The sequence below is a fragment of the Mesorhizobium atlanticum genome, from assembly GCF_003289965.1.
Classification (GTDB): Bacteria; Pseudomonadota; Alphaproteobacteria; order Rhizobiales; family Rhizobiaceae; genus Mesorhizobium; species Mesorhizobium atlanticum.
In genome coordinates this window covers 74,612-97,467 of record NZ_QMBQ01000002.1, presented here as the reverse complement: position 1 = coordinate 97,467, position 22,856 = coordinate 74,612, and the positions used below count along the sequence as shown (strand labels likewise).

General features: G+C 64.7%; 21 protein-coding genes. 11 read left to right on the top strand and 10 right to left on the bottom strand.

Annotated features, from left to right (window positions below):
• Positions 1–21 precede the first annotated feature (21 nt).
• The 4 genes from DPM35_RS05495 to DPM35_RS05480 form a co-directional block, all read right to left on the bottom strand.
• Positions 22–1,131 carry an ABC transporter ATP-binding protein gene (locus tag DPM35_RS05495; RefSeq protein ID WP_112127056.1) on the bottom strand — a complete coding sequence of 370 codons (1,110 nt, stop codon included), beginning with the start codon at positions 1,129–1,131 and terminating at the stop codon, positions 22–24.
• The gene (locus DPM35_RS05490; protein ID WP_112126332.1) at positions 1,131–2,063 is read right to left on the bottom strand and encodes a carbohydrate ABC transporter permease; all 933 of its coding nucleotides are present in this window, start codon (positions 2,061–2,063) and stop codon (positions 1,131–1,133) included. Before DPM35_RS05490 ends, DPM35_RS05495 begins: the two co-directional genes overlap by 1 nt.
• Complete coding sequence (locus DPM35_RS05485) at positions 2,056–2,949, bottom strand: carbohydrate ABC transporter permease (protein WP_112126331.1); 894 nt, start codon at positions 2,947–2,949, stop codon at positions 2,056–2,058. The genes DPM35_RS05490 and DPM35_RS05485 overlap by 8 nt, the downstream gene beginning before the upstream one ends.
• 78 nt (positions 2,950–3,027) lie before the next feature.
• A complete protein-coding gene (locus DPM35_RS05480; RefSeq protein ID WP_112126330.1) occupies positions 3,028–4,266 on the bottom strand; it encodes an ABC transporter substrate-binding protein in 1,239 nt (412 codons plus the stop codon).
• A 386-nt stretch (positions 4,267–4,652) separates the two neighbouring features.
• Here DPM35_RS05480 and DPM35_RS05475 point away from each other — a divergent pair, with 386 nt between their 5' ends.
• On the top strand, positions 4,653–5,696 hold the full coding sequence (locus tag DPM35_RS05475) for a LacI family transcriptional regulator (protein WP_112126329.1): 1,044 nt from the start codon (positions 4,653–4,655) through the stop codon (positions 5,694–5,696).
• Positions 5,697–5,796: 100 nt separating this feature from the next.
• Here the strand turns inward: DPM35_RS05475 and gndA are convergent, their stop codons facing one another.
• The 5 genes from gndA to DPM35_RS05450 all read right to left on the bottom strand — a co-directional run bounded on the left by gndA (position 5,797) and on the right by DPM35_RS05450 (position 11,121).
• Entirely contained in the window at positions 5,797–7,224 is a 1,428-nt protein-coding gene (gene gndA / locus DPM35_RS05470) for an NADP-dependent phosphogluconate dehydrogenase (protein WP_112126328.1), read from the bottom strand.
• A 137-nt stretch (positions 7,225–7,361) separates the two neighbouring features.
• Positions 7,362–9,002 carry a copper resistance CopC/CopD family protein gene (locus DPM35_RS05465; RefSeq protein WP_112126327.1) on the bottom strand — a complete coding sequence of 547 codons (1,641 nt, stop codon included), beginning with the start codon at positions 9,000–9,002 and terminating at the stop codon, positions 7,362–7,364.
• Between the two features lie 70 nt (positions 9,003–9,072).
• Positions 9,073–9,624, bottom strand: a complete 552-nt coding sequence (locus DPM35_RS05460) for a copper chaperone PCu(A)C (RefSeq protein WP_112126326.1) — start codon at positions 9,622–9,624, stop codon at positions 9,073–9,075.
• Positions 9,625–9,713: 89 nt separating this feature from the next.
• A complete protein-coding gene (locus tag DPM35_RS05455; RefSeq protein WP_112126325.1) occupies positions 9,714–10,061 on the bottom strand; it encodes a DUF2946 family protein in 348 nt (115 codons plus the stop codon).
• 124 nt (positions 10,062–10,185) lie between these two features.
• Positions 10,186–11,121: a GntR family transcriptional regulator gene (locus DPM35_RS05450; protein WP_112126324.1), complete on the bottom strand. Its 936-nt coding sequence runs from the start codon at positions 11,119–11,121 to the stop codon at positions 10,186–10,188.
• A 258-nt stretch (positions 11,122–11,379) separates the two neighbouring features.
• Between DPM35_RS05450 and DPM35_RS05445 the strand changes: the two genes are divergently transcribed.
• The 5 genes from DPM35_RS05445 (at position 11,380) to DPM35_RS05425 (ending at position 18,023) form a co-directional block, all read left to right on the top strand.
• Entirely contained in the window at positions 11,380–12,885 is a 1,506-nt protein-coding gene (locus tag DPM35_RS05445) for a UxaA family hydrolase (RefSeq protein ID WP_112127055.1), read from the top strand.
• Between the two features lie 322 nt (positions 12,886–13,207).
• Positions 13,208–14,203: an ABC transporter substrate-binding protein gene (locus DPM35_RS05440; RefSeq protein ID WP_112126323.1), complete on the top strand. Its 996-nt coding sequence runs from the start codon at positions 13,208–13,210 to the stop codon at positions 14,201–14,203.
• Between the two features lie 218 nt (positions 14,204–14,421).
• Positions 14,422–15,975: a sugar ABC transporter ATP-binding protein gene (locus tag DPM35_RS05435; protein ID WP_112126322.1), complete on the top strand. Its 1,554-nt coding sequence runs from the start codon at positions 14,422–14,424 to the stop codon at positions 15,973–15,975.
• Positions 15,972–16,937, top strand: coding sequence for an ABC transporter permease (locus DPM35_RS05430; protein ID WP_112126321.1), 966 nt, complete (start codon positions 15,972–15,974; stop codon positions 16,935–16,937). The genes DPM35_RS05435 and DPM35_RS05430 overlap by 4 nt, the downstream gene beginning before the upstream one ends.
• A gap of 69 nt (positions 16,938–17,006) precedes the next feature.
• The gene (locus DPM35_RS05425; RefSeq protein ID WP_112126320.1) at positions 17,007–18,023 is read left to right on the top strand and encodes a zinc-binding alcohol dehydrogenase family protein; all 1,017 of its coding nucleotides are present in this window, start codon (positions 17,007–17,009) and stop codon (positions 18,021–18,023) included.
• A 6-nt stretch (positions 18,024–18,029) separates the two neighbouring features.
• Here the strand turns inward: DPM35_RS05425 and phnF are convergent, their stop codons facing one another.
• Positions 18,030–18,776: a phosphonate metabolism transcriptional regulator PhnF gene (gene phnF / locus DPM35_RS05420; protein ID WP_112126319.1), complete on the bottom strand. Its 747-nt coding sequence runs from the start codon at positions 18,774–18,776 to the stop codon at positions 18,030–18,032.
• A gap of 143 nt (positions 18,777–18,919) precedes the next feature.
• Between phnF and phnG the strand changes: the two genes are divergently transcribed.
• The 5 genes from phnG to phnK are packed head-to-tail and all read left to right on the top strand — an operon-like array spanning position 18,920 to position 22,856.
• Positions 18,920–19,381, top strand: a complete 462-nt coding sequence (phnG, locus tag DPM35_RS05415) for a phosphonate C-P lyase system protein PhnG (RefSeq protein ID WP_112126318.1) — start codon at positions 18,920–18,922, stop codon at positions 19,379–19,381.
• Positions 19,381–19,992, top strand: coding sequence for a phosphonate C-P lyase system protein PhnH (gene phnH / locus DPM35_RS05410; RefSeq protein ID WP_112126317.1), 612 nt, complete (start codon positions 19,381–19,383; stop codon positions 19,990–19,992). The genes phnG and phnH overlap by 1 nt, the downstream gene beginning before the upstream one ends.
• Before the next feature lies 1 nt (position 19,993).
• Complete coding sequence (locus DPM35_RS05405) at positions 19,994–21,106, top strand: carbon-phosphorus lyase complex subunit (protein ID WP_112126316.1); 1,113 nt, start codon at positions 19,994–19,996, stop codon at positions 21,104–21,106.
• Positions 21,103–22,083 carry an alpha-D-ribose 1-methylphosphonate 5-phosphate C-P-lyase PhnJ gene (locus DPM35_RS05400; RefSeq protein WP_245431448.1) on the top strand — a complete coding sequence of 327 codons (981 nt, stop codon included), beginning with the start codon at positions 21,103–21,105 and terminating at the stop codon, positions 22,081–22,083. The genes DPM35_RS05405 and DPM35_RS05400 overlap by 4 nt, the downstream gene beginning before the upstream one ends.
• Positions 22,080–22,856 (top strand): phosphonate C-P lyase system protein PhnK, encoded by a 777-nt coding sequence (phnK, locus tag DPM35_RS05395; RefSeq protein ID WP_042640728.1) that lies wholly within the window; start codon positions 22,080–22,082, stop codon positions 22,854–22,856. The genes DPM35_RS05400 and phnK overlap by 4 nt, the downstream gene beginning before the upstream one ends.

Genomic DNA, 22,856 nt, shown 5'->3' with positions numbered 1-22,856 from the left:
TTGGGGGATATTTTTTCGGAGCTAGAGGCGATTGTCGGTTTGCGCGTCGAACAGCGAGGCGCGCGCTGGATCGAAGCCGATGCGGATCGCATCGCCGTTGCGCAGCGTCTTATCCGCTTCGACGCGGACGGAGATGATCTGGCCGCCGAGCTTGGTCCACACCAGCGTGTCGGAGCCCATCGGATCGACGATCTCGACTGTCGACTCGGCGGTGAACGGCATTGCCTGGGCGGCGTCGCCGAAGGCGATGTGCTCAGGCCGGATGCCGAAGATGCAAGGCTTGGCGGCCGGGCCACCGTCGCCGTCGAATTGATAGCGGCCGAGCGACACCGACACGCCGTCCGCTTTGAAGACGGGGACGGCGCCCGCCTCCAACTCGCCCTTGAGGAAATTCATCGCCGGCGACCCGAGGAAGCCGGCAACGAAGCGGTTGACGGGGCGGTTGTAGATCGTCTGCGGCGCATCGAGCTGCTGGATGACCCCGCCTCTCATGACAGCGATGCGGTCCGCCAGTGTCATGGCCTCGATCTGGTCGTGGGTGACGTAGATCATCGTGTTCTGCAAGCGCCGGTGCAAAAGCTTGATCTCGACACGCAATTCCGAACGCAGCTTGGCGTCGAGATTGGACAGCGGCTCGTCGAACAGGAAGACGTCGACGTCGCGCACCAGCGCCCGGCCGATCGCCACGCGCTGGCGCTGGCCGCCCGAAAGCGCCGAGGGCTTCCTCTGCAGCAGCGGCTCGATCTGCAGGATCTCGGCGGCGCGCGCGATGCGTTTGGCGATCTCCTCCTTCGGCACGCCGGCGACGCGCAGGCCGAAGGAAAGGTTCTTCTCCACCGTCATCTGCGGATAGAGCGCGTAGGACTGGAACACCATGCCGATGCCGCGGTCCTTCGGCTCCTCCCAGGTGACATTCTTGCCCTTGATGAAGATGCGCCCGTCCGAAATGTCGAGCAGCCCGGCGATGCAGTTGAGCAAGGTCGACTTGCCGCAGCCGGACGGGCCGAGCAGCACGATGAACTCGCCCTCGGCGACATCCAGGTTGAGCGTCTGCAGCACCGAGACGGCGCCGAAATTGAGCGACAGGTCCTGGATCGAAACGCTGGGGTTGGCGATGTCGGCGGCCATCATCATCCTTTCACCGCGCCGGCGGCGATGCCGCGCACGAAGAGCTTGCCGGAAACGAAGTAGACGATCAGCGGAACAAGGCCGGTCAGGATGGTCGCGGCCATGTTGACGTTGTATTCCTTCACGCCCTGGACCGAGTTGACGATGTTGTTGAGCTGCACCGTCATCGGGTAAGTGTCGGGGCGGGTATAGACGACGCCGAACAGGAAGTCGTTCCAGATGCCTGTCACCTGCAGGATGATGGCGACGACGAAGATCGGCAGCGACATCGGCAGCATGATGCGCAGATAGATGCCCCAGAAGCCGGCGCCGTCGACGCGCGCGGCGCGGAACAGCTCCTCCGGCATCGAGGTGAAATAGTTTCGGAACAAGAGCGTCAGGATCGGCATGCCGAAGATCGAATGCACGATCACCAGCCCGGTCAGCGAGCCGTAGATGCCGATTTCGCGCAGGATGATGACGATCGGGTAGATCATCACCTGATAGGGGATGAAGGCGCCGACGATCAGGATGATGAAGAAGGTGTCGGCGCCCTTGAAGCGCCAGTTGGCCAGCGCGTAGCCGTTCACCGAGGCGATCGCGATCGACAGGATCACCGACGGCACGGTGATGCGCACCGAGTTCCAGAAGCCGCGCGACAGCCCGTCGCAATTGAGCCCGGTGCAGGCGGTCGCCCAGGCCTTCACCCAGGGCTCGAAAGTGATCTCCACCGGCGGCGAGAAGATGTTGCCGAGGCGAATCTCGGGCATGCCCTTCAGCGACGTGACGATCATCACGTAGAGCGGCAAGAGATAGTAGAGCGCCACGACGATCAGCGTGCCGTAAAGGAAGATGTTGCGGCGCGACAGCACATGCCGCGGCTTCGGGCCGCTGGGGCCAGTGGCACCGCGCCTGAGCGCTTCGGCGCCGGGGGACAGGGAGGCGACGTCAGCCACGCTTCTTGCCTCCGAATTCGAGATAGGCCCAGGGCACGATAACGATCACCACCGACAACAGCATCATGGTCGAGGCGGCGAAGCCCTGGCCGAGATTCTGGGCGAAGAACATGTAATCGTAGACATATTTCGCCGGCACTTCGGATGCGATGCCGGGGCCGCCGCTGGTCTGCGCCACGACAAGATCGTAGACCTTGACGATACCGGCGGCGATGATCACCAGCGTGGTGATGAACACCGGCCGCATCATCGGGATGATGATGAAGAGATACGTCTTCCAGGCGGGAATGCCGTCCACTCTCGCCGCCTTCCAGATATCCTCGTCGATGCCGCGCAGGCCGGCGAGCATCAGGCACATGATGAGCCCCGTGCCTTGCCAAAGTGCCGCGATCGAGATGCCGTAGATGACGATGCTGGAATTATAGAGCGGGTCGAAGCTGAAGCTCGTCCAGCCGAGGTCGCGCACAACGCGCTGCACGCCGAAATCCGGATTGAGCAGCCATTGCCAGACCAGCCCGGTGACGATGAAGGACAGCGCGAAGGGATAGAGGAAGATGGTGCGGAACGTGTCCTCGAAGCGGATCTTCTGGTCGAGAAGCGCCGCCAGCAAGAAACCGATGACCAGCGAGAACACCAGCGAGATCACGCCATAGATCAAGAGGTTCTCGATCGAGACCAGCCAGCGCGATGTCGACCAGAGCCGGTGATACTGGTCGAGCCCGACGAAGTTGAGCCGCGGCAAAAGCTTCGAATTGGTGAAGGAATAGAGCACCGTCCAGGCCGTGCCGCCGACGAACACCACCAGCGCGGTGAGCACCATCGGGATCGACGCGATCTTGGCGTTGAGGTTGCGGAAAAGCTGGTTGGGGCGTTCGCTGTTGCTCATTTAAGGCAGCCGGACAATGAGACGTCGGGCTCCCGGCCCCGATAGGCTGGGGTCGGGAGTTGGCGGGGGCGCCGTCGATCAGTCGGCCGAAGCGATGATGTCGGCGAAGCGCTTCTGCGCCTCTTCGACGCTCATGTCGGGCTTGGCGAAGAATTCTGAGAACAGGTCCTCCTTCTGCTTCTGGCTGTCCTGCGAGAGCAGCTGGTCCGTCCATGGAATGACTGCGCCCTTGGCGAGGATGGCAAGACCCTTCTTCATGCAGTCGTTCGCCGCGTTGAGGTCGACGTCGCCGCGCACCGGCAGCGAGCCCTTCTTGAGGTTGAAGGCGACCTGGGTCTTGGGATCGAGCAGCGTCTCGGCCAGCACCTCCTGCGCCTTGGATTTCGCTTCGTCCTTGAGCCGCGGGAAATAGAAGGCATCGCCGCCCGTGGCGATCACCTCGTTCAGGCCGAGGCCGGGCAGGCAGGTATAGTCCTTACCGGCGGTCTTGCCGGCGACCTGGAACTCGCCCTGCGCCCAATCGCCCATGATCTGGCCGCCGGCCTTGCCGGTGATGACCAGGTTGGTGGCCTGGTTCCAGTCCTGCACATTGGTGTTCTTGGCCATCTTGCGGGCATCGTCCGCCGCCTTGAACACCTTGGCGATCTCGGGACCGGCGGCGAATTTGGCGTCCTTGTCCTTGTAGACCTTGAGGAAGGTGTCGGTGCCGCCGACCGCGGCCAGCAGCACGTCGAAGGCACCCGATGCCTGCCAGGGCTGACCACCGACCGCGAGCGGGATGATGCCGGCCTTCTCCAGCGCCGGAGCGGCGGCCACGAATTCATTCCAGTCCTTCGGCGTCGGCACGCCAGCCTTCTGGAAGGCCTCGTTCGACAGCCACAGCCATTGCCAGGAATGGATGTTGACCGGCACGCAATAGATCTTGCCGTCGATGGTGCAGCTGTCGAGCAGGCTCTTCGGCCGCACGATCTCGGTCCACTTGTCCTTGGTGGCGATATCGGTGAGGTCGCGCATCAGCCCGGCCTGCACCAGTTCCTCCGCCTGTCGGCCGTGGTTGAACTGCGTGGCGCCCATCGGGTCGCCGCCGGTGATGCGGCTGATCATGATCGGACGCGCCGTGCCGCCGGAGCCGGCGATGGCGCCGTCGACCCAGTGATTGCCCGTCGCGTCGAATGCTTTGGCAAGCTCGGCCACCGCCGCAGCTTCGCCGCCCGAAGTCCACCAATGGGTGACCTCCAGGTCGGTAGCGGCCGCCGGACCGGCGAAGTTGAGCGCGACCGTCGCAGCAAAGGCGGCGGTCAGGAATTTATATCGCATTTCGGCTTCCTCCCAGAATCTGAAACGTTACAGATTTTCGATACGGCAAATGATGCGCCTAGGCAACCCCCTGTCTCAAAGCGGCCTGAGATTTTTTCGAGGCACGAACAAAATCTTCCGGCTCGAGCGGCTGAATTGAAACCCGAACGGCCTATCCATGCCAAAAATGGGTCTAGGCCGACATTTCTTTGTGATTCCAGCGACTTTCACCCCATCTCCATGTCCGGAAGGCAGAGTCGGCGGCCTCACCAGTCAATCACGAAGATTGGCAATCTGTAACGTTTCAGTATATTGGACCCGACCGCAGGCTGAAGGTCGCGCAAAAGTCAACGCTGCACGATTGCCGGTCGCCCCTGCGGCTGCTATGCGCCTGACGGGCGGGACGAATGGATAGACGGGTAACGAAGAAGAACGACGACGCGTCGGGCAAGGAGCGGCCGACGCTGAAGACGCTTGCCTTCATGACCGGACTTGGTGTCACGACGGTGTCGCGTGCGCTGAAGGATGCACCCGAGATCGGCGCCGAGACCAGGCGCCGCGTGCAGCTCGTCGCCAAGCAGATCGGCTATCGCCCGAACCGCGCCGGCGTGCGCCTGAGGACCGGCAAGACCAACGTCATCTCGCTTGTGCTGAACACCGAGCACGAGCTGATGAGCTTCGTCTCGGATATCATCTACGGCGTCACCGAGGTGATTGCCGACACGCCCTACCATCTGATCGTCACGCCCTATTCGCGCTCGCAGGATCCGCTCGATCCGGTGCGCTATCTGGTCGAGACGGGCTCGGCCGACGGCGTCATCATCTCGCGTACTCAGCCCAACGATCCGCGGGCGCGCTACATGCTGGAGCACGGCGTTCCCTTCGCCACGCATGGCCGCACCGACATGGGGCTGGTGCATCCCTATCACGATTTCGACAATTACGCCTTTGCCGGCGAAGCCGTCCGCGCGCTCGCCGGCAAGGGCCGCAACCGGCTGGCGCTTGTGACGCCGCCGGTCGGCCTCACCTATTTCCGCTATACGGTGAACGGCTTTGCCGACGCGCTGAGCGAGGTCGGCGCCTCAGAGGTGCCGTTCAATACCGTCTCGATCGACCATACGATCGAGCAGATCAGGATGCGCACCGCCCAGCTCATGCGCCGAGACGACCGCCCGGACGGCATCATCAGCAGCGCCGCCGCAGCAACGCTCGCCGTCGTCGCCGGCATCGAGGATGCCGGCCTGAAGCTCGGCCGCGATGTCGACGTGGTGTCGAAACAGTCCTCGGAGGTGCTGCACCTGTTCCGGCGGGAGCTGCTCGTCGTCAACGAGGATTTCCGGCTGGCCGGCTCCGAGCTGGCCCGCGCCGTGCTCGGCTGGATTGCAGGCAAAGAACCCGGTTCGCTGCAGTCGCTGAGCAAGCCGAGCGAGGTTCTGCCCTATCGGGGCTAAAGCATGTCTCCCGAAAGTGGTAACCGGTTTCGGGGCAAAGACATGCGCAAAATCAAAAGCCTAAAGCGCATGGAGCGAATCTGAAAGATCGCGACGCGCTTTAGTGCCCGGCCCCACTCCCCCACGGTCCGTGGAAAGCCCCCTGCTCCCCAATGCGCTCGAAACCATGCGCGCCGAAGAAATCGCGCTGCGCCTGGATCAGGTTCGACGTGCCGCGTCCCTGACGGTAGCTGTCGAAATAGGCGAGCGCCGAGGACAGCGCCGGCACCGGCGAGCCGGCCTCGGACGCCCGCGCCACGATGCGCCGGAGCGAGGGATGTGCCTCCTTCATCATGGCGATGAAGGCCGGCGCCATCAGGAGGTTGGTGGAAGCGCTGCCCGAACCGAAGGCCTCGGCCATCGTGTCCAGCATCTGCGAGCGGATGATGCAGCCGGCGCGCCAGATCTTGGCGATGGTCGGCATCGGCAGGTTCCAGTTGAACTCCTTCGACGCGCCGCTCATCACCGCAAACCCCTGCGCGTAAGCCGCGATCTTGCCGGCGAACAGCGCCAGTTCGAGATCCTTGAGCAGCGCGGCCTTGTCGCCGGAGATCTTTTCGACGCCGATACTGCCATAGGCCTTTTCGGCCGCCTGCCGCTCGTCCTTGATCGAGGACAGTACGCGCGCCGCGACCGCCGCCTCGATGGCCGTTGCCGGAATGCCGAGCTGCTGCGCCTCGATCACCGACCATTTGCCGGTGCCCTTCTGTCCGGCGCGGTCGAGAATGATGTCGACCACCGGCTTGCCGGTCTTGGGATCGTCGGCAGCCAGCACCTTGGCGGTGATCTCGATCAGGTAGGAGTTGAGGCGGCCCTTGTTCCATTCCTCGAAGACCTTGCCGATCTCCTTGGGCGCCATGCCGAGCCCGTCGCGCAGGATGCCGTAGATCTCGGCGATCATCTGCATGTCGGCATATTCGATGCCGTTGTGGATCGTCTTGACGAAATGACCGGCGCCGTCATGCCCGAGCCAGGCCGCGCAAGGCTCGTCCTTGAACTTGGCGGAGATCGCCGTCAGCACCTTCTCGACGCGTTTCCACGACTCCTCCGTGCCGCCGACCATGATCGACGGACCGTGGCGCGCGCCTTCCTCGCCGCCCGAAACGCCCATGCCGATAAAGGTCAGGCCCGAGCCGGACAGCTCCGAGAAGCGGCGCATCGTGTCGCGGAAATTGGCATTGCCGGCATCGATGACAATATCGTTGGCCGACAGCACGCCGCGCAGTGCCGCGATCTGTTCGTCGACCGGCTTTCCGGCCAGCACCATGATGATGATCGGCCGCGGCGGCCGGATCGCCGCGGCAAGCTCCTCCAGGCTATAGCAGGGAACGACCATGTCCTTCAGCGGACCGGCGCTCTCGACGAAGGCGTCGGTGCGTGCCGGCGTGCGGTTGAAGACGGCGATGCGGTGCCCGTGCTCGGCGATATTGAGGGCCAGGTTGGAGCCCATCGTGCCAAGGCCGATCAGGCCGATTTCGGCTTTTTCCATCGTTTCTTCCCTGTTTTCGCATGCTTGTTGGAGGCTGCGTCCCGGAGAACGCCTTTTCCAGATGAATGACGGGCCTTGGCGGCGGCGTCAACCGCCTCGCCGACCAACCGCCTCGCCGAATTGTATCGGCGGGTCGGTTATTGCGCCCTGATATCCAGGGGAGCTTCGATCTTTACCATCTCGAAGTCGGAAACGAGGATGTCGAGCCGGGCGTTCCATCGGCCAGGCAGCGGAATGACGAGATTGTCGACGCGCCAGGTGCCGTCGCCGGGTTTCCTCGCCGGCCGCTTGATCGGCTCGATGCCGGAATCCGGCTTCGACAGCACCAGCGTCACCTGTTTGGCGTCAAGCGGTCCGAAATCGCCGGTCATGATCACCATCGATGCGGCGACCTCGCCGGCATGTCCGGGCGTTATGCTGAGATCGGCCATCGCTTCCAGCGTGTGGATATGGATCGACACCGGCTGTGCCGCGGCGATCGCCAGCGCGCGTGGCGGCGGGGTGAAGCGCCAGCCGGCGGCGACGCCGAAAATGGCAAGCACGATGACGACCTCGATGCCGATCGAGCGCACCAGCCGTCGCTGCACCTCCGTGTCGCCCGCCTGAGCTGGCGCCGTCAGCGTCCAGCGATTGACCGCGGCAAGCGTGAACAGGAAAAGCAGCAGCGCCAGCTTCAACAGCAGCAGCCGGCCATAGGACGTGTTGATCAGCGCCGCCGGCTCCTGCACCTGGATGATCGCCAGCACGAGACCGCTCGCGGCAAGCACGATGACGACCGGCAGGATCGCGCGGGAGAAGCGGCGCAGAAAGGCTTTTGCTTCCGCCGGCTCTCGCCGCAATGCCAAGCCGAGCGGCGCCAGCGAACCGGCCCAGAAGGCGATTGCCGTGCCATGCAGGAACACCAGCGGCCGCGTCAGCCATTGCGGTTCGGCGGCGCTGGCGTGGCCGCTGACGGCAAGGGCTGCGCCCACACCAAGCAGCGCCCCACTTGCCGACAGCTTGCGAAGACCTGCCGGCCCAGCAAGCGACAGCAGAGCGACACCAAGCGCGATCAGGCCGATCAGCACCGTCCAGACGAAGCTCGTCTCAACCGCCGTCTTCCAGACGGTTGGCGATGGAAACCAGGCGAGAGTGGCGCCCAGCCCATCCAGCCCCTGCAGGCCGAGCGACACGGGCGCTGCGACGAGACCCAAAAGCAGCGCCGCCGCGACAAAGCACTGCCCGCGGCGCCCGTCCCCGGCCAGCCAGGCGAGCGCGAACGCGCCGCCGACGCCGAGGAAGAGGCCGGCATAGAAAAACAGCCTGGCGGCCCAGATCGCCGCGCGCAGCGTCCAGTCCACGGCTTCGCCCGCCGTCGGCGCGGCGCTTGGCGCACCGATCGAAAACAGCGCCGAACCACCGACCGGATGGCCGTCGGCGGACACCACCCGCCAACTCAGCACATGCGTGCCGGATTTGAGCGTTTCGGGATTGTCGATCTCAACCGTCTGGTCGTTGAGGCGGAAGGATGTCAGCGCAAGCCGCGAGCCATCGGGCCGCACAAGGGTCAGGACCAGCGGCGAGACGGGTTCGCTGAAGGTCAGCGAAAACTGCGCCGGGCTTTGCGTCAGAACGGCGCCGTCGGCCGGGTCGGTCGCGACCAGCGCCGCATGCGCGAAGGCGCGGCCAGGCAGGATCAGTACGGCGATCAGCACCAAAATCCCGACCAGGCAGCCAGTAAGCAACCTGGTGCGGGAGCTATCCCGGGAAGCAGTAGACCGCAGGAGAATTAGGCTCATCCTATCATTTCGAGGGAGCGATGACGCGGCGAGCGCCAACGCCCGGTTTATGTCTTCAACGATGCCCGGATTACTCGGCGTGGTCCATGTCCATATCGCCGCTGCCCGTCTCGCCCATGCCTTCGACGGCAAACTCGACCTTGACGCTGCCGGCCTTCTCGAAGGTCAGCGTCGCGGGGAATTTCTCGCCCTGCTTCGGCTGCCGCTTCAGGCCGGTGAACATCAGGTGGTAGGCGCCCGGCTTCAGCGCCACCTTGCCGCCGGCCGGGATCTCCAGCCCACCCTCGACCGGCCGCATGGTCATGACGCCGTCCTTGACGCCCATCTCATGCAGCTCGGCCTTGTCGGAGATGTCGGAGGAAATCGACAGCAGCCGGTCCGGCGCGCTGCCCTTGTTGACCACGGTGAAGTAGCCGCCGGCCACCTTGGCGCCGGGCGGCGTCGCCCGCGACCAGGGATGCTCGATCTCGAGATCGCCGACCTTGAATCCGTGCGCGATGGCGGAGGGAACGCAGGCCAGGAGAAGAAGAAGGCTGAGCACGGCAAGGCCGACGCGCTGCTGGAGGTGGAACGGCGCGCCGCGAAGGACGAAGGTTTGCGCCTTGGGAAGAAGATTGGACATGGTTGCTCCATGAATACGAGGATCGCGCCGCTTTGCGGCCGCGAACGGTCTGATCTTTGGATGAATGGGCTCGCGGAGGGTTCCGCGGATCAGACCATTGCCGGTGGCGCGCGCGGATTGGCCGGAGAACGGTCGCGGGTGAAATCCTGGTGCCGGAAGGCCGGAAGCTGGAAGGCGACCGCCTCGAAAAGCCGGGTTCCTGCCAGCGCGCCTGCGTCCGGCGGCGGCAGATGCGCCGGCGAAACCATGCTGCAGCCGAGCGAGCAGCAGGCCGGCATATGCTGCTGGTGCGGATCGCCGCCGGGGAGTTTTACGGCCCCTTCATGCGTGCAGATGACGTTGCCGAAGGCATCGAGCTGCGAAGGCGCGCCAAAGGCGAAAGCGCCGAGCGTGGACTGAAGCAACAGGAGCAGCGCCGCGACGAACGCGGCCGGCATGCTCGATCGTCTCAGCCGGATATGCAACGGAAAGCCTCTCCCGGAAATTCGATCGACCGTAACACGGACGATAAGGCGGGAAAATCGGCAAAACCGTGCTGCGGCAACGCAGCGCGATACCCGTTCATGCCCGCGCGAATGTGCCCGATAACCTGCCGTCGGCGGGCTGTGCCTGGCGTCCTTCGGGAATCGAGCTCAGCAGCGTCTGGCGCGCCGACTTCAGGTGCTTGCGGCAGGCGGCGTCCACCTTGGCCGGATCGCGCGACTTCAGCGCCGCGATATAGGCGAGATGCTCCTGGATCGCGACTTCGTTGCGCTGGCGCTCCTCGGCCTTGTTCCACTGATAATGGTAATGAAAGATCATCGCGATCACGTCATAGAAGTCGACGATGAAACGGTTGTGCGAGGCGCGGTGGATCAGCCGGTGGAAACGCTCGTCTAGCTCGGAGAACTCGTTGAAGCGCGTGGCGATGTCGCTGGCGAGCTGGCGATGTTCGACCTCCAGCCGGTCGAGATCGGCCCACACCGCGCTGTCGTGCGGCAGCGCGGCGAAGGCCGCCGCCGAGCGCAGCTCGAACATCTCGCGGATCTCGGTCAGTTCCAGCGCGAAGGCGCGCGTGAAACCCTTCAGCACCCAGTGGCTGTTGCGGCGCTTCTCGATCAGCCCGAAGCGCGAGAAGCGGATCAGGAATTCGCGCACGCTGGTGGTGCCCACCCCGATCTCGCGCGCCAGCTCCAGCTCGTTGATCTGCATGCCGGCCTCGGCGCCGCTAGCAAGCAGCCTGCGCATGAAGGAGCGCTCGATGATCTCGGCCAGCGAGTCCGTCTCTTCCTCGGGGAAGAAATCCTCCGGGCGCGGTGCCCTGAGCACTGTCTTGTTGCGCTTGTTCCAGGCGATCAGCCCGGTCTCTTCCATGCGTGAAAGGATGCTGCGCACCGTGGTGCGGCTGACACCGAGCAGCGTGCCCAGTTCCGGCTCCGACGGCAGGCTTTGGGTCTCGTCGAGCAGCCGCAGGCAGCGGTTGAACGCGTCCTTGTAGACGTTGTTGCTCTTCGACATGCCTGTATCCCCCAACGCTTGCGGCGGACGGCCGGAAGCGCGATATGATCGGTGTCTCCTAGCGCACGGCCTCGAAAAGCGGAATCGTTTTTCGCCGGCTTGCCAAACGGGCGGTCGCGCATCGAACAAAGGGGCGCCGGCCGCCGCTGATGAAAAAACAATTGACGCAAAAATGTTTTTTCACGATAAAAGACATTACCCCCAAACGGGCGCATGTCAATCCGCCCGCATTCCCAGGATGACCCAGGACAGCCGCTCGTGAACCCCGCAAACACCATTCTTCTTTCCCCCGCCGACAATGTCGCGGTCGCCAATGGCCGCATCGAGATCGGCACGGCGCTGCCGGGCGGCGCCACCGCGATCGCGGTGATCGAGCCTGGCCACAAGGTTGCCATCAGGCCGATCGCGGCGGGTGAAGCGGTGGTGAAATACGCGCAGGCGATCGGCCGCGCCACGCAGGATATCGCGCCCGGCGAGCACGTCCATTCGCACAATCTGGTCTTCGAGAGCGGTCGCTTGCCGGTGGTGCCGCCGAGCGAGGCCGAGCACGCAACCGAAGCCGACCGCAAGCGCACCTTCATGGGCTACCGCCGCGCCGACGGGCGCGCCGGCACGCGCAACTTCGTCGGCATCATCGCCAGCGTCAATTGTTCGGCCACCGTCTGCCACGCCATTGCCGACGAGGCCAACCGCACGATTCTGCCGAAATATCCCGGCATCGACGGCTTCGTGCCGATCGTGCATGGCCAGGGCTGCGGCATGAGCGGCACCGGCGACGGCATGATGGTTCTGCACCGCACGCTTGCGGGCTATGCTCGCCATCCGAATTTCGGCGGCGTGATGATGGTGGGGCTCGGCTGCGAGGTCAACCAGCTCACCCTTTACGGCCAGAAGGGCGTGGCGGCCGGAAAACGCCATTTCAACATCCAGGAGGCCGGCGGCTCGCGCAAATCGGTCGAGAAGGCGATGGGCGTGCTCACCGAGATCGCCGAGGAAGTCGGCCACCTCAAGCGCGAGCCCATCCCGGTCAGCGAGATCGTCGTCGGCCTGCAATGCGGCGGCTCGGACGGCATGTCGGGCATCACCGCCAACCCGGCGCTGGGCGCCGCTGTCGACATCCTGGCCGGCGTCGGCGGCATCGGCATCCTGTCGGAGACGACCGAGATCTACGGCGCCGAGCACCTGCTCGCCTATCGCGCCGCATCGCCCGAGATCGCCGCCAAGCTCGACGGCTTTGTGAAGTGGTGGGAGGAGCATACCGCCAAGCACGGCGCCTCGATCGACAACAACCCCTCGCCCGGCAACAAGCGCGGCGGCCTGACCACGATCCTGGAAAAATCTCTGGGTGCGGTCGCCAAGGGCGGCCAGACCCCGCTCAACGGCGTCTTCGGCTATGCCGAGAAGGTTTCGGGCCACGGCCTCGTGTTCATGGACACGCCCGGCTACGACCCGGTCTCGGCCACCGGCCAGGTGGCGGGCGGCGCCAATGTCATCGTCTTCACCACCGGCCGCGGCTCCTGCTTCGGCTGCCGGCCGACGCCGTCGATCAAGGTCGCCACCAACTCGACCATGTACCACCAGATGGAGGAGGACATGGACGTCAATTGCGGCGTCATCGCCTCGGGTGAGAAGACCATCGCCGGCATGGGCCGCGAGATCTTCGAGCTGATCATCGAGACGGCGTCCGGCCGCAAGACCAAGAGCGAGGCCTTCGGCTACGGCGACAACGAATTCGTGCCCTGGCATCTCGGCGCCACGCTTTAGTCCGAAGGCTTTGGCGGGAGCGCGACTAGGACGTCCTAGTTGCCGCATGACTTCAATATGGAATGAATATTCCATATTGACAGCAGTATGAAATTATCGTTCCATACCAGCAAGGAGGAACGGAAGCGCCCATGCGCCGGGGGAGGAGCAGGACAAAGCCTGTCCCGCATCACACAAACGGCACCAGACACCGCTTGCATCGGCCATGGCAATGCTCTATCAAAAAATGGCATCTGTTTTTTATTGATAAAGTTCTGTTTGGGCCGCGCCTATCCAGATGGAGCTTCCGAAACCTTCACCAGGCGACTTAGGGAGGAACCTAATGAAATTCGTGACCAGCCTTCTCAACCGCCGTGCTTTCGTGGCCTTGGCTGCAGCGTCGATGCTTGCCGGCGCGATGCATTCCGCGCCCGCCTCGGCGGCCGACGTGACCATTCCGATCATCGTCAAGGACACCACTTCCTTCTACTGGCAGATCGTGCTGGCCGGTGCCCGCAAGGCCGGCAAGGACCTCGGCATCAACGTGCCGGAGCTCGGCGCCCAGGCTGAGACCGACGTCAACGGCCAGATCTCGATCCTCGAGAACGCCGTCGCCAGCAACCCCGCCGCCGTCGTCATCTCGCCGACGGAGTTCAAGGCGCTTGGCAAGCCGATCGATGAGGCGGCGTCCAAGGTCAAGGTCATCGGTATCGACTCCGGCGCCGACTCCAAGGCCTTCACCTCCTTCCTCACCACCGACAACGTCCAGGGCGGCCGCGTCGCCGCTGACGGTCTCGCCGCCGCAATCGGCGCCGCCAATGGCGGCAAGGTGGAAGGCAAGGTCGCGCTGATCACGGCCCTTCCCGGCGCCGGCTCGCTCGAGCAGCGCAAGCAAGGCTTCATCGAACAGATCAAGGCCAAGTATCCCGGCCTCCAGCTGGTCGCCGACAAATATGCCGATGGCCAGGCCACCACGGGCCTCAACATCGCCACCGACCTGATCACCGCCAATCCTGACCTCAAGGGCATCTTCGCCTCCAACCTGATCATGGCCCAGGGCGTCGGTCAGGCGATCGCCGAGAACAACCTTGCCGGCAAGGTGGGGCTGATCGGCTTCGACAGCGACGAGAAGCTGATCAAGTTCCTCAACGACGGCGTCATCTCCGGCCTCGTCGTCCAGGATCCGTACCGGATGGGCTATGACGGCATCAAGACCGCTCTGGCCGCCTCGAAGGGCGAGAAGGTCGAAGCCAATGTCGATACCGGCGCGAACCTCGTCACCAAGGCGAACATGAAGGACCCGAAGATCGACGCGCTGCTCAATCCGAAGCTCAACTGAGCATCGTTACTCTGTGCGTTTCCGGGGCGGTCTCGCCCCGGAAACTTCCCCTGGGCGGGACGGCTTGGAAATTCGACGGCCCAAGCAATTCCAGGAAAAGTGCCTAGCGGTTTTCCGTTCGGAATTGCCTGAACTTGCCTTACCTTGCCAACCAAGATGCGCACCTGAAGACGCATCGCCGCATATCCAATGGTTGAGACCAAACCGGGAGGATTGTCATGACGTCGACGGCGCAGGAACTGCACCCGGCCCCAACGCTGCAGCCGGGCAGGACGATCCTCGAACTCAACGGGCTGGAAAAGCGCTATCCCGGCACGCACGCGCTGAAGCCCGTGCACCTTGCCTTCAAGGCGGGTGAGATCCATGCCATCGTCGGCGAGAACGGCGCCGGCAAATCCACTCTCATCAAGCTTCTGACCGGCGTCATGCCGCGCACCTCGGGCGAGGTCATTTGGGAAGGCCAGCCCGTGGCTTTGGCTACCCCGCACGAGGCGATGGCGCTCGGCATCAATGCCGTGCACCAGGAGGTGGTGCTGTGCCGCCATCTCACCGTAGCCGCCAATATGTTCCTCGGCGAGGAGGAGTCCCGCTTCGGCCTCCTGCAGCAGCGCGCCATGGTCAAGGACGCGCAGAAGATCATCAACGGCCTCGGCTTCGACCTGCCGGCGCATGTCGTGCTCGGCGACCTCACCATCGGCCAGCAGCAGCTGATCGCCGCCGCCCGCGCCACGGTGCGCGGCACCAAATTCCTGATCTTCGACGAGCCGACCGCCTACCTCACCCGCAAGGAAGCCGACCAGCTCTTCAAGCTGATCCGAAGGCTCAAGGGCGAAGGCGTCACCATCATCTACATCAGCCACCGCATGGAGGAAGTGTTCGAGCTTGCCGACCGCGTCTCCGTGCTGCGCGACGGCACTTTGGTCGGCACCCGCAACATCGCCGAGACCGACGAGCCCGAGCTGGTCAAGCTGATGATCAACCGCTCGATCGAGCAGATCTACCACAAGGAGCATTTCACCCCCGGCGCGACGATCGTCGAGACGAAGAACCTCTCCGGCAAGGGTTTCGAGAATGTCTCGGTGACCGTCCGCGCCGGCGAGATCGTCGGCCTCTACGGCCTGATCGGCGCCGGACGCAGCGAGTTCGTCACCACGCTCTACGGCCGCCACAAAAAATCGGCCGGCCAGATCCTGTGGGAGGGCAAGGAGGTTCAGGTAAATTCCGAGCACGACGCCATCCGCCTCGGCATGGCGCTGGCCCCGGAAAGCCGCCGCGACCAGGGCCTGTGCCTCAATCTGCCGGTCGGCATGAACCTCAACCTGCCGATCTACAAGCGCATTTCCAGCAACATGCTGATCTCCGGCGCCAAGGAGAAGGCAGAGGCCGACCGCCAGATCGCCGACCTCAGGATCAAGACGCCGACGCGCAACGCGCTCGCCTCCAGCCTGTCGGGCGGCAACCAGCAGAAGATCGTCATCGGCAAATGGCTGGCGCATGGCGCCAAGCTGTTCATCTTCGACGAGCCGACGGTCGGCGTCGACGTCGGCACCAAGGCCGAGATCTATCGCCTGTTCAGCGCGCTTCTGTCGAAAGGCGCCGGCATCATTCTGATCTCGTCCTATCTGCCGGAAGTCTACGAGCTTGCCGACACGCTGCATGTGTTCCGGCGCGGCAAGCTGGTAGCCACGCATGGCTTCCGCACCGCCGATCACGAGGAAATCCTCACGCAGGCGCTCGCCGAGAAACAAGAAAAACAGGGAGGTCAGACATGAGCACCGAGGCTATCGCCGCCGAACGGCCGAAGCGAAATTACAACGCCCTGTTCGGGCTGACGCTGCTGGCGCTGCTGGTCCTGCTGTGGGTGATCCTGTCGCTGGCGACGACGAGCTTCGCCTCGGCCAACAACATCTCGAACCTTTTGCGTCAGGGTTCGATGATCGCCATCCTGGCGGTCGGCCAGACCTTCGTCATCATCACCGGCGGCATCGATCTTTCCGTCGGCGCGGTCGTCGGCTTCTCGACGGTCATCGCAGCCATGCTGATCAATGCCGGCGTGCCGGTTTTCGCCGCCATCCTGATCACGCTGCTGGTCGGTGTTGCCATCGGCCTGTTCCACGGTTTCGGCATCGTCAAGATGGGCCTGCCGCCCTTCATCATCACGCTGGCGACGCTGACATCGCTGCGCGGCATCGGCCTGCTGATGACTAACGGCAATTCGATCTCGATCAACAACGACGCCTTCCAGGAATTCTCGCGCAACTCCTTTGTCGGCATCCCCAACCTGTTCTGGATGGTGATCCTGGTCGGTATCCCGGCCTACATCTTCCTGCATCACAGCCGCTGGGGCCGCTATCTGTTCTCGGTCGGCTCCAATGCCGAGGCCTCGCGCCTGTCCGGCGTCAACGTGCAGCGCACCATCTATATGGCCTATACGCTTTCCGGCCTGTGCGCGGCCTTCGTCGGCGTGCTGCTCGCCTCGCGCATCGGCATCGGCAATCCGACGCAGGCCGAGGGCTGGGAACTCCAGGCGATCGCCTCGTCGGTGATCGGCGGCACCTCGCTGTTCGGCGCGGTGGGTTCGGTGCACGGGCCGCTGCTCGGCGCCTTCATCCTCGCCACCATCAACAACGGCGCCAACCTGCTCAACGTCAATGCCTTCTGGCAGCGCATCATCACCGGCCTGCTGATCATCGTCATCGTTTACTTCGACGGCCTGCGCCGTCGCGGCAAGTGACTCTTCCCTGAAACTCCGCGCCGGTCTCGCAAGACTGAGGCCGGCGCTCTTTTGCTTTGGATTTGCGATATGAAAGCCGTCGTCTGCCGTTCGCCCGGCGAGCTTGCCCTCGAAGACCGCGCAGCGCCCGGCGCGCCTCGGCCCGGCTGGGCGCGCGTCGCCGTCAGCCATGTCGGCATCTGCGGCACCGACTACCACATCTTCGAAGGCAAGCATCCCTTCCTCGCCTATCCGCGCATCATGGGCCATGAGGTTTCCGGCACCATCGTCGAGAAGGGGGAAGGCGTCGATCTCAGCGCCGGCGAGGCTGTCATCATCAATCCCTATCTTTCATGCGGCAAATGCATCGCCTGCCGGAAGGGCAAACCGAATTGCTGCGTGAAGATCGAGGTGCTGGGCGTTCATCGCGACGGCGCCATGTGCGACGAGATTCTGGTGCCGGCGCAGAACCTTTATCCGACAAACGGCCTGTCGCTGGCCGATGCCGCGGCGGTGGAATTCCTGGCGATCGGCGCGCATGCGGTGCGCAGATCGCTCGGAACGCCGGGCCAGCGCACGCTGGTCATCGGCGCCGGCCCGATCGGGCTGGGCACGGCGATCTTCGCGCGCATCGCCGGGCTCGACGTCAGCCTGCTCGACATGAGCAGCGAGCGCCTCGGCTTCGCCGAAAAGGAACTCGGCTTTGCCCCGCTCGACACTTCGAAGGAGACGGCTGGCGAACTGGTGCGGCAGGCGACCGGTGGCGAAGGGTTCGACCTCGTCTTCGACGCGACTGGCAACACGGCGTCTGTACAGTCAGCCTTCGCCCATGTCGCGCATGGCGGCACGCTGGTGCTGGTCAGTGTCGTCAAGGACGACATCACCTTCTCCGACCCCGAATTCCACAAGCGCGAGATGACGCTGGTCGGCAGCCGCAACGCGCTGAAGGCCGATTTCGAGCATGTCGCCGCTTCGATCCGCAACGGCTCCGTGCCGTTGGATAAGCTCGTGACCCATCGCACGACGCTCGCCGGAACGCCGCGCGACCTCGCCAGATGGACGCATGAGAAATCGGGGCTGATCAAGGCGGTGATCGAAGTCGGCTGAGCGCCTCTAGTCGCCGGCCGAAAGCCGCAGCTCCACCCGCTCCGCGGGAAAGCGCGATTCGGCGAACTGGATCGGCTCACCATCGAGCGTCACATTGACGGCGACGGTGACCAGCACGATGGCGCCTGGCTGCAGATCGAGCGCGGCGAGGTCGTCGGCGTCGGCATGGCGGGCCGACAGCACCGTCGATTGCCGCAGATAGTCGTTGATGCCGAAGCGCTTCAGCGAGGCGGTGATCGATCCCGTTTCCGCCATTGCCCTGTCTACGCCGGCGAAGCGCTTGGCGTCGAACCAGGTGGTCGCCCGCGACACCGGGTGACCGTCGGCCTCGCCGCGCGTCTCCAGGCGGATGACGGCCGCGCCCTTGGCAATGCCCAGCGCCTCGGCGATGCGCCGGCTGGCCGGCTCGGTCGAGGACGACAAGAGCGCAATATGCCGCTCGCTCGTCTGCCCCTGCAGCCCGGTCGAGAAGCGCGTGCGGGCGCCGATCGGATAGGACAGGCGCTTGCGCGACAAGACGAAGGTGCCACGCCCCTGCTCGGCCCTCAGCACGCCTTCCTGCACCAGCGCGGCGATGGCGCTGCGCACCGTGTGGCGGTTGACGCCATAGCGCTCGGCCAGCACCATTTCCGCCGGAAGTGCTGCATTCTCGGCGAAATCGCCATTCGCGATCCCCTGCAGGATCCTGTCGGCGATCTGCCGCCACAGCGACACGCCGTTGCGCCTTTCGATGCTGCTCGCCAGTCCAACCATTCATCGCCCCCATTTCTTCGCCAGCCCGGGCAATTTTGCGGCTCTGTCATCCACCCGTCATGGACTCCCGCTAGGAGATAGGTATAATTTGTATAGTTGTCTATATCAATATACAAATTTTACCCTATGCAAGGAGCAATGCCATGCGAGGACAGGAAGCGCGCGAGCAGGCCGGGCGGAAAGCCTTGATGGCGACGCTGGCGCATGCCGAAGCCGATGAGATCGCGCGTCTGTGGAACGAAGCGGGCCTGCCTTCCGAGGCCGAGCTTTTGCGCGGACCCGAAACCGGATTGGTGACGGTGCGCGGGCGGATCGGCGGCGGCGGCGCGCCCTTCAATGTCGGCGAGGCGACCGTCACCCGCGCCACGGTGCGGCTGCCCTCAGGCCAGGTCGGCCATTCCTATGCGCTCGGCCGCGACAAGGGCAAGGCCAGGCTCGCCGCGATCGCCGACGCGCTCTGGCAGGACCCGGCGCAGCGCGAGGCGGTCGAGACGAAGCTCGCCGCGCCCTTGCGCGCGGCGCTCGATGCGGCGCGCGAGACGCGGCGCGTCGAGACGGCGGCCACGAAAGTGGATTTCTTCACCATGGTGCGCGGAGAGGATTGATGGATATCGCCACGCAATCGATCGACGGCGGCTTCGCCGAGCCAGTCTTCAACGCGCAAGTTGTTTTCCGCGCCATCATGGACGCGATGGCGCGCCCCGGCGCCGTCCAGGACGTTCCGCAGCTCACCCGCCCGCCGGCGCCGCTGTCGGCGACCGCCGCCGCCGCGGCGCTTTCGCTCTGCGACAACGACACGCCGGTCTGGCTCGACCCGCCGCTGCAGGCGGAAGCTTCGGTCAAGGCCTGGCTCGGCTTCCACACGGGCGCGCCCATGGCCAACACGCCGGCCGACGCGCATTTCGCGCTGATCGCCAATCCGAAGGAGATGGCGGCGCTCGACGGTTTTGCGCAAGGCACGCAGGAATATCCCGATCGCTCGACGACGCTGATCTTCCTGGTCGACGACCTCGCCTCGGGCCCGTCGCTGCTGCTCGAAGGTCCGGGGATCGAAAAGACGTCGATGATCGCGCCTCCGGGCATGCCGCGCCATTTCGTCGAGCAGTGGAAGCAGAACAATCAGCGTTTTCCGCGCGGCGTCGACATCATCCTGGCGGCGCCGGGCAGCCTCGCCTGCCTGCCGCGCACCACCCGCATCAAGACGATGGAGGCATGACATGTATGTCGCGGTGAAAGGCGGCGAAGCGGCAATCGCCAACGCCCATCGTCTGCTTGCCGACCGCCGCCGCGGCGACCGCGCGGTGCCGGCGCTGCGCCTCGACCAGATCGTCGAGCAGCTGGCGCTCGGCGTCGACCGCGTGATGAGCGAAGGCTCGCTGTACGATCGCGAGCTTGCGGCTCTCGCCGTCGTCCAGGCGCGCGGCGACATGATCGAGGCGATCTTCCTGGTGCGCGCCTACCGCACCACCCTGCCGCGCTTCGGCTACACCAATCCGGTCGACTCCGGCGCCATGCAGGTCGAGCGTCGTATCTCGGCCACCTACAAGGACCTGCCGGGCGGCCAGGTGCTCGGGCCGACCTTCGACTACACCCACCGCCTCCTCGATCCGGAGCTCGCCGCCGGCGCCGAGGTCGAGACGCCGGCGCAGCGCCCGGTCGAGCCGGAGGCCATGCCGCGCGTCTCGGCGATCCTTGCCCATGAGGGCCTGATCGAGGCCGATGGCGAGATGCCGCTTGATCATGTGCCTGGCGACATCACCCGCGAGCCACTGCAATTTCCGATGGCGCGCGACATCCGCCTGCAGGCGCTGTCGCGCGGCGACGAGGGTTTTCTGCTGGCGCTCGGCTATTCGACGCAGCGCGGCTACGCCCGCAACCACCCTTTCGTCGGCGAGATCCGAATCGGCGAGGTGGAGCTGGAGCTCGACGTGCCGGAACTGCCCTTCGCCGTGCCGCTGGGCTCCATCCGCGTCACCGAATGCCAGATGGTCAACCAGTTCAAGGGTTCGGCCAAGGCGCCGCCGCAGTTCACGCGCGGCTACGGCCTGGTCTTTGGCCAGAGCGAGCGCAAGGCGATGGCCATGGCGCTCTGCGACCGGGCGTTGCGCGCCGGCGAGCTCGGCGAGGATGTCGTCGCCGCCGCGCAGGATGAGGAATTCGTCATCTCCCATTCCGACAATGTCCAGGCGACCGGCTTCGTCGAGCATCTGAAGCTGCCGCACTATGTCGACTTCCAGGCCGAGCTCGGCCTGGTCCGCCGCTTGCGCGCCGAATACGAGGCGCGGGAAAACGAGGACAAGGTCGAAGAAAAGAAGGAGGCCGCGGAATGAACGCGCAATCGACAGAAATCGCCACCTACAACTTCGCCTATCTCGACGAGCAGACAAAGCGGATGATCCGCCGCGCAATCCTGAAGGGCATCGCCATTCCCGGCTATCAGGTGCCTTTCGCCTCGCGCGAGATGCCGATGCCCTATGGCTGGGGCACCGGCGGCGTCCAGGTTACCGCCTCGATCATCGGCCCGGATGACGTGCTGAAAGTCATCGACCAGGGCGCCGACGACACCACCAATGCCGTCTCGATCCGCGCCTTCTTCAAGAAGGTCGCCAAGGTCGCCGTCACCACGGAGACCGCGAAGGCGACGATCATCCAGACCCGCCACCGCATCCCCGAACATCCGCTCAACGCGGGACAGGTGCTGGTCTTCCAGGTGCCGATCCCCGAGCCGCTGCGCTTCCTCGAACCGCGCGAGACCGAGACGCGAAAAATGCATGCGCTGGAAGAATATGGCCTGATGCATGTGAAGCTCTACGAGGACATCGCAAAGCACGGCCGCATTGCCACCACCTACGCCTATCCGGTCAAGGTCGAGGGCCGTTACGTGATGGACCCCTCGCCGACGCCGAAATTCGACAATCCGAAGATGCATCGTTCGCCGGCTTTGCAGTTGTTCGGCGCCGGTCGCGAGAAGCGCATCTACGCCGTGCCGCCCTTCACCGACGTCGTCAGCCTCGATTTCGAGGACCATCCCTTCGAAGTGCAGACCTTCGACCAGCCATGCGCTCTCTGCGGCGCCGCGAATGTCTATCTCGACGAGGTCATCCTCGACGACCATGGCGGCCACATGTTCGTCTGCTCGGACACCGACCATTGTGAGAAGCGGCGCGCCGACTCTACCTCCCCCTCGTGGGGAGGTCGCGCCAAAGGCGCGGATGGGGGGAACGGCCAATCTTCTCTTTCTTCAACCCCCACCCCGGCGCGGCGCGCCGACCCTCGCCACAAGGGGGAGGGTAAGGAGGCCGAATGACCGACGAACCGCTGTTGCGCGTTTCCGCGCTCTCCAAATTCTACGGCTCGCGCGTCGGCTGCGAGAACGTCACCTTCGATCTCTGGCCGGGCGAGGTGCTGGCTGTCGTCGGCGAATCCGGCTCCGGCAAGACGACGCTGCTCAACTGCCTGTCTACCCGCCTGCTGCCCTCCTCCGGCACCGCGAGCTACCGCATGCGCGACGGCCAGTGGCGTGAACTCTACCGCATGAGCGAGGCCGAGCGCCGCTTCCTGATGCGCACCGACTGGGGCTTTGTCCATCAGAACCCGGCCGATGGGCTGCGCATGACGGTATCGGCCGGCGCCAATGTCGGCGAGCGGCTGATGGCGGTGGGCGACCGCCACTATGGCAGGATCCGCGCCACCGCCGTCGACTGGCTGTCGCGCGTCGAGATCGACGAGGACCGCATCGACGACGAGCCGCGCGCCTTTTCCGGCGGCATGCGCCAACGCCTGCAGATCGCCCGCAACCTGGTGACCGGGCCGCGGCTGGTCTTCATGGACGAGCCGACCGGCGGCCTCGACGTCTCGGTGCAGGCCCGCCTGCTCGACCTGTTGCGCGGGCTGGTCACCGATCTCGGGCTGGCGGCGATCGTTGTCACCCACGATCTCGCCGTGGCGCGGCTTCTGTCGCAGCGCATGATGGTGATGAAGGACGGTCGCGTCGTCGAAAGCGGCCTCACCGACCGCGTGCTCGACGATCCGCGCGCGCCCTATACCCAACTCCTCGTTTCTTCCATCCTGCAGGTGTGA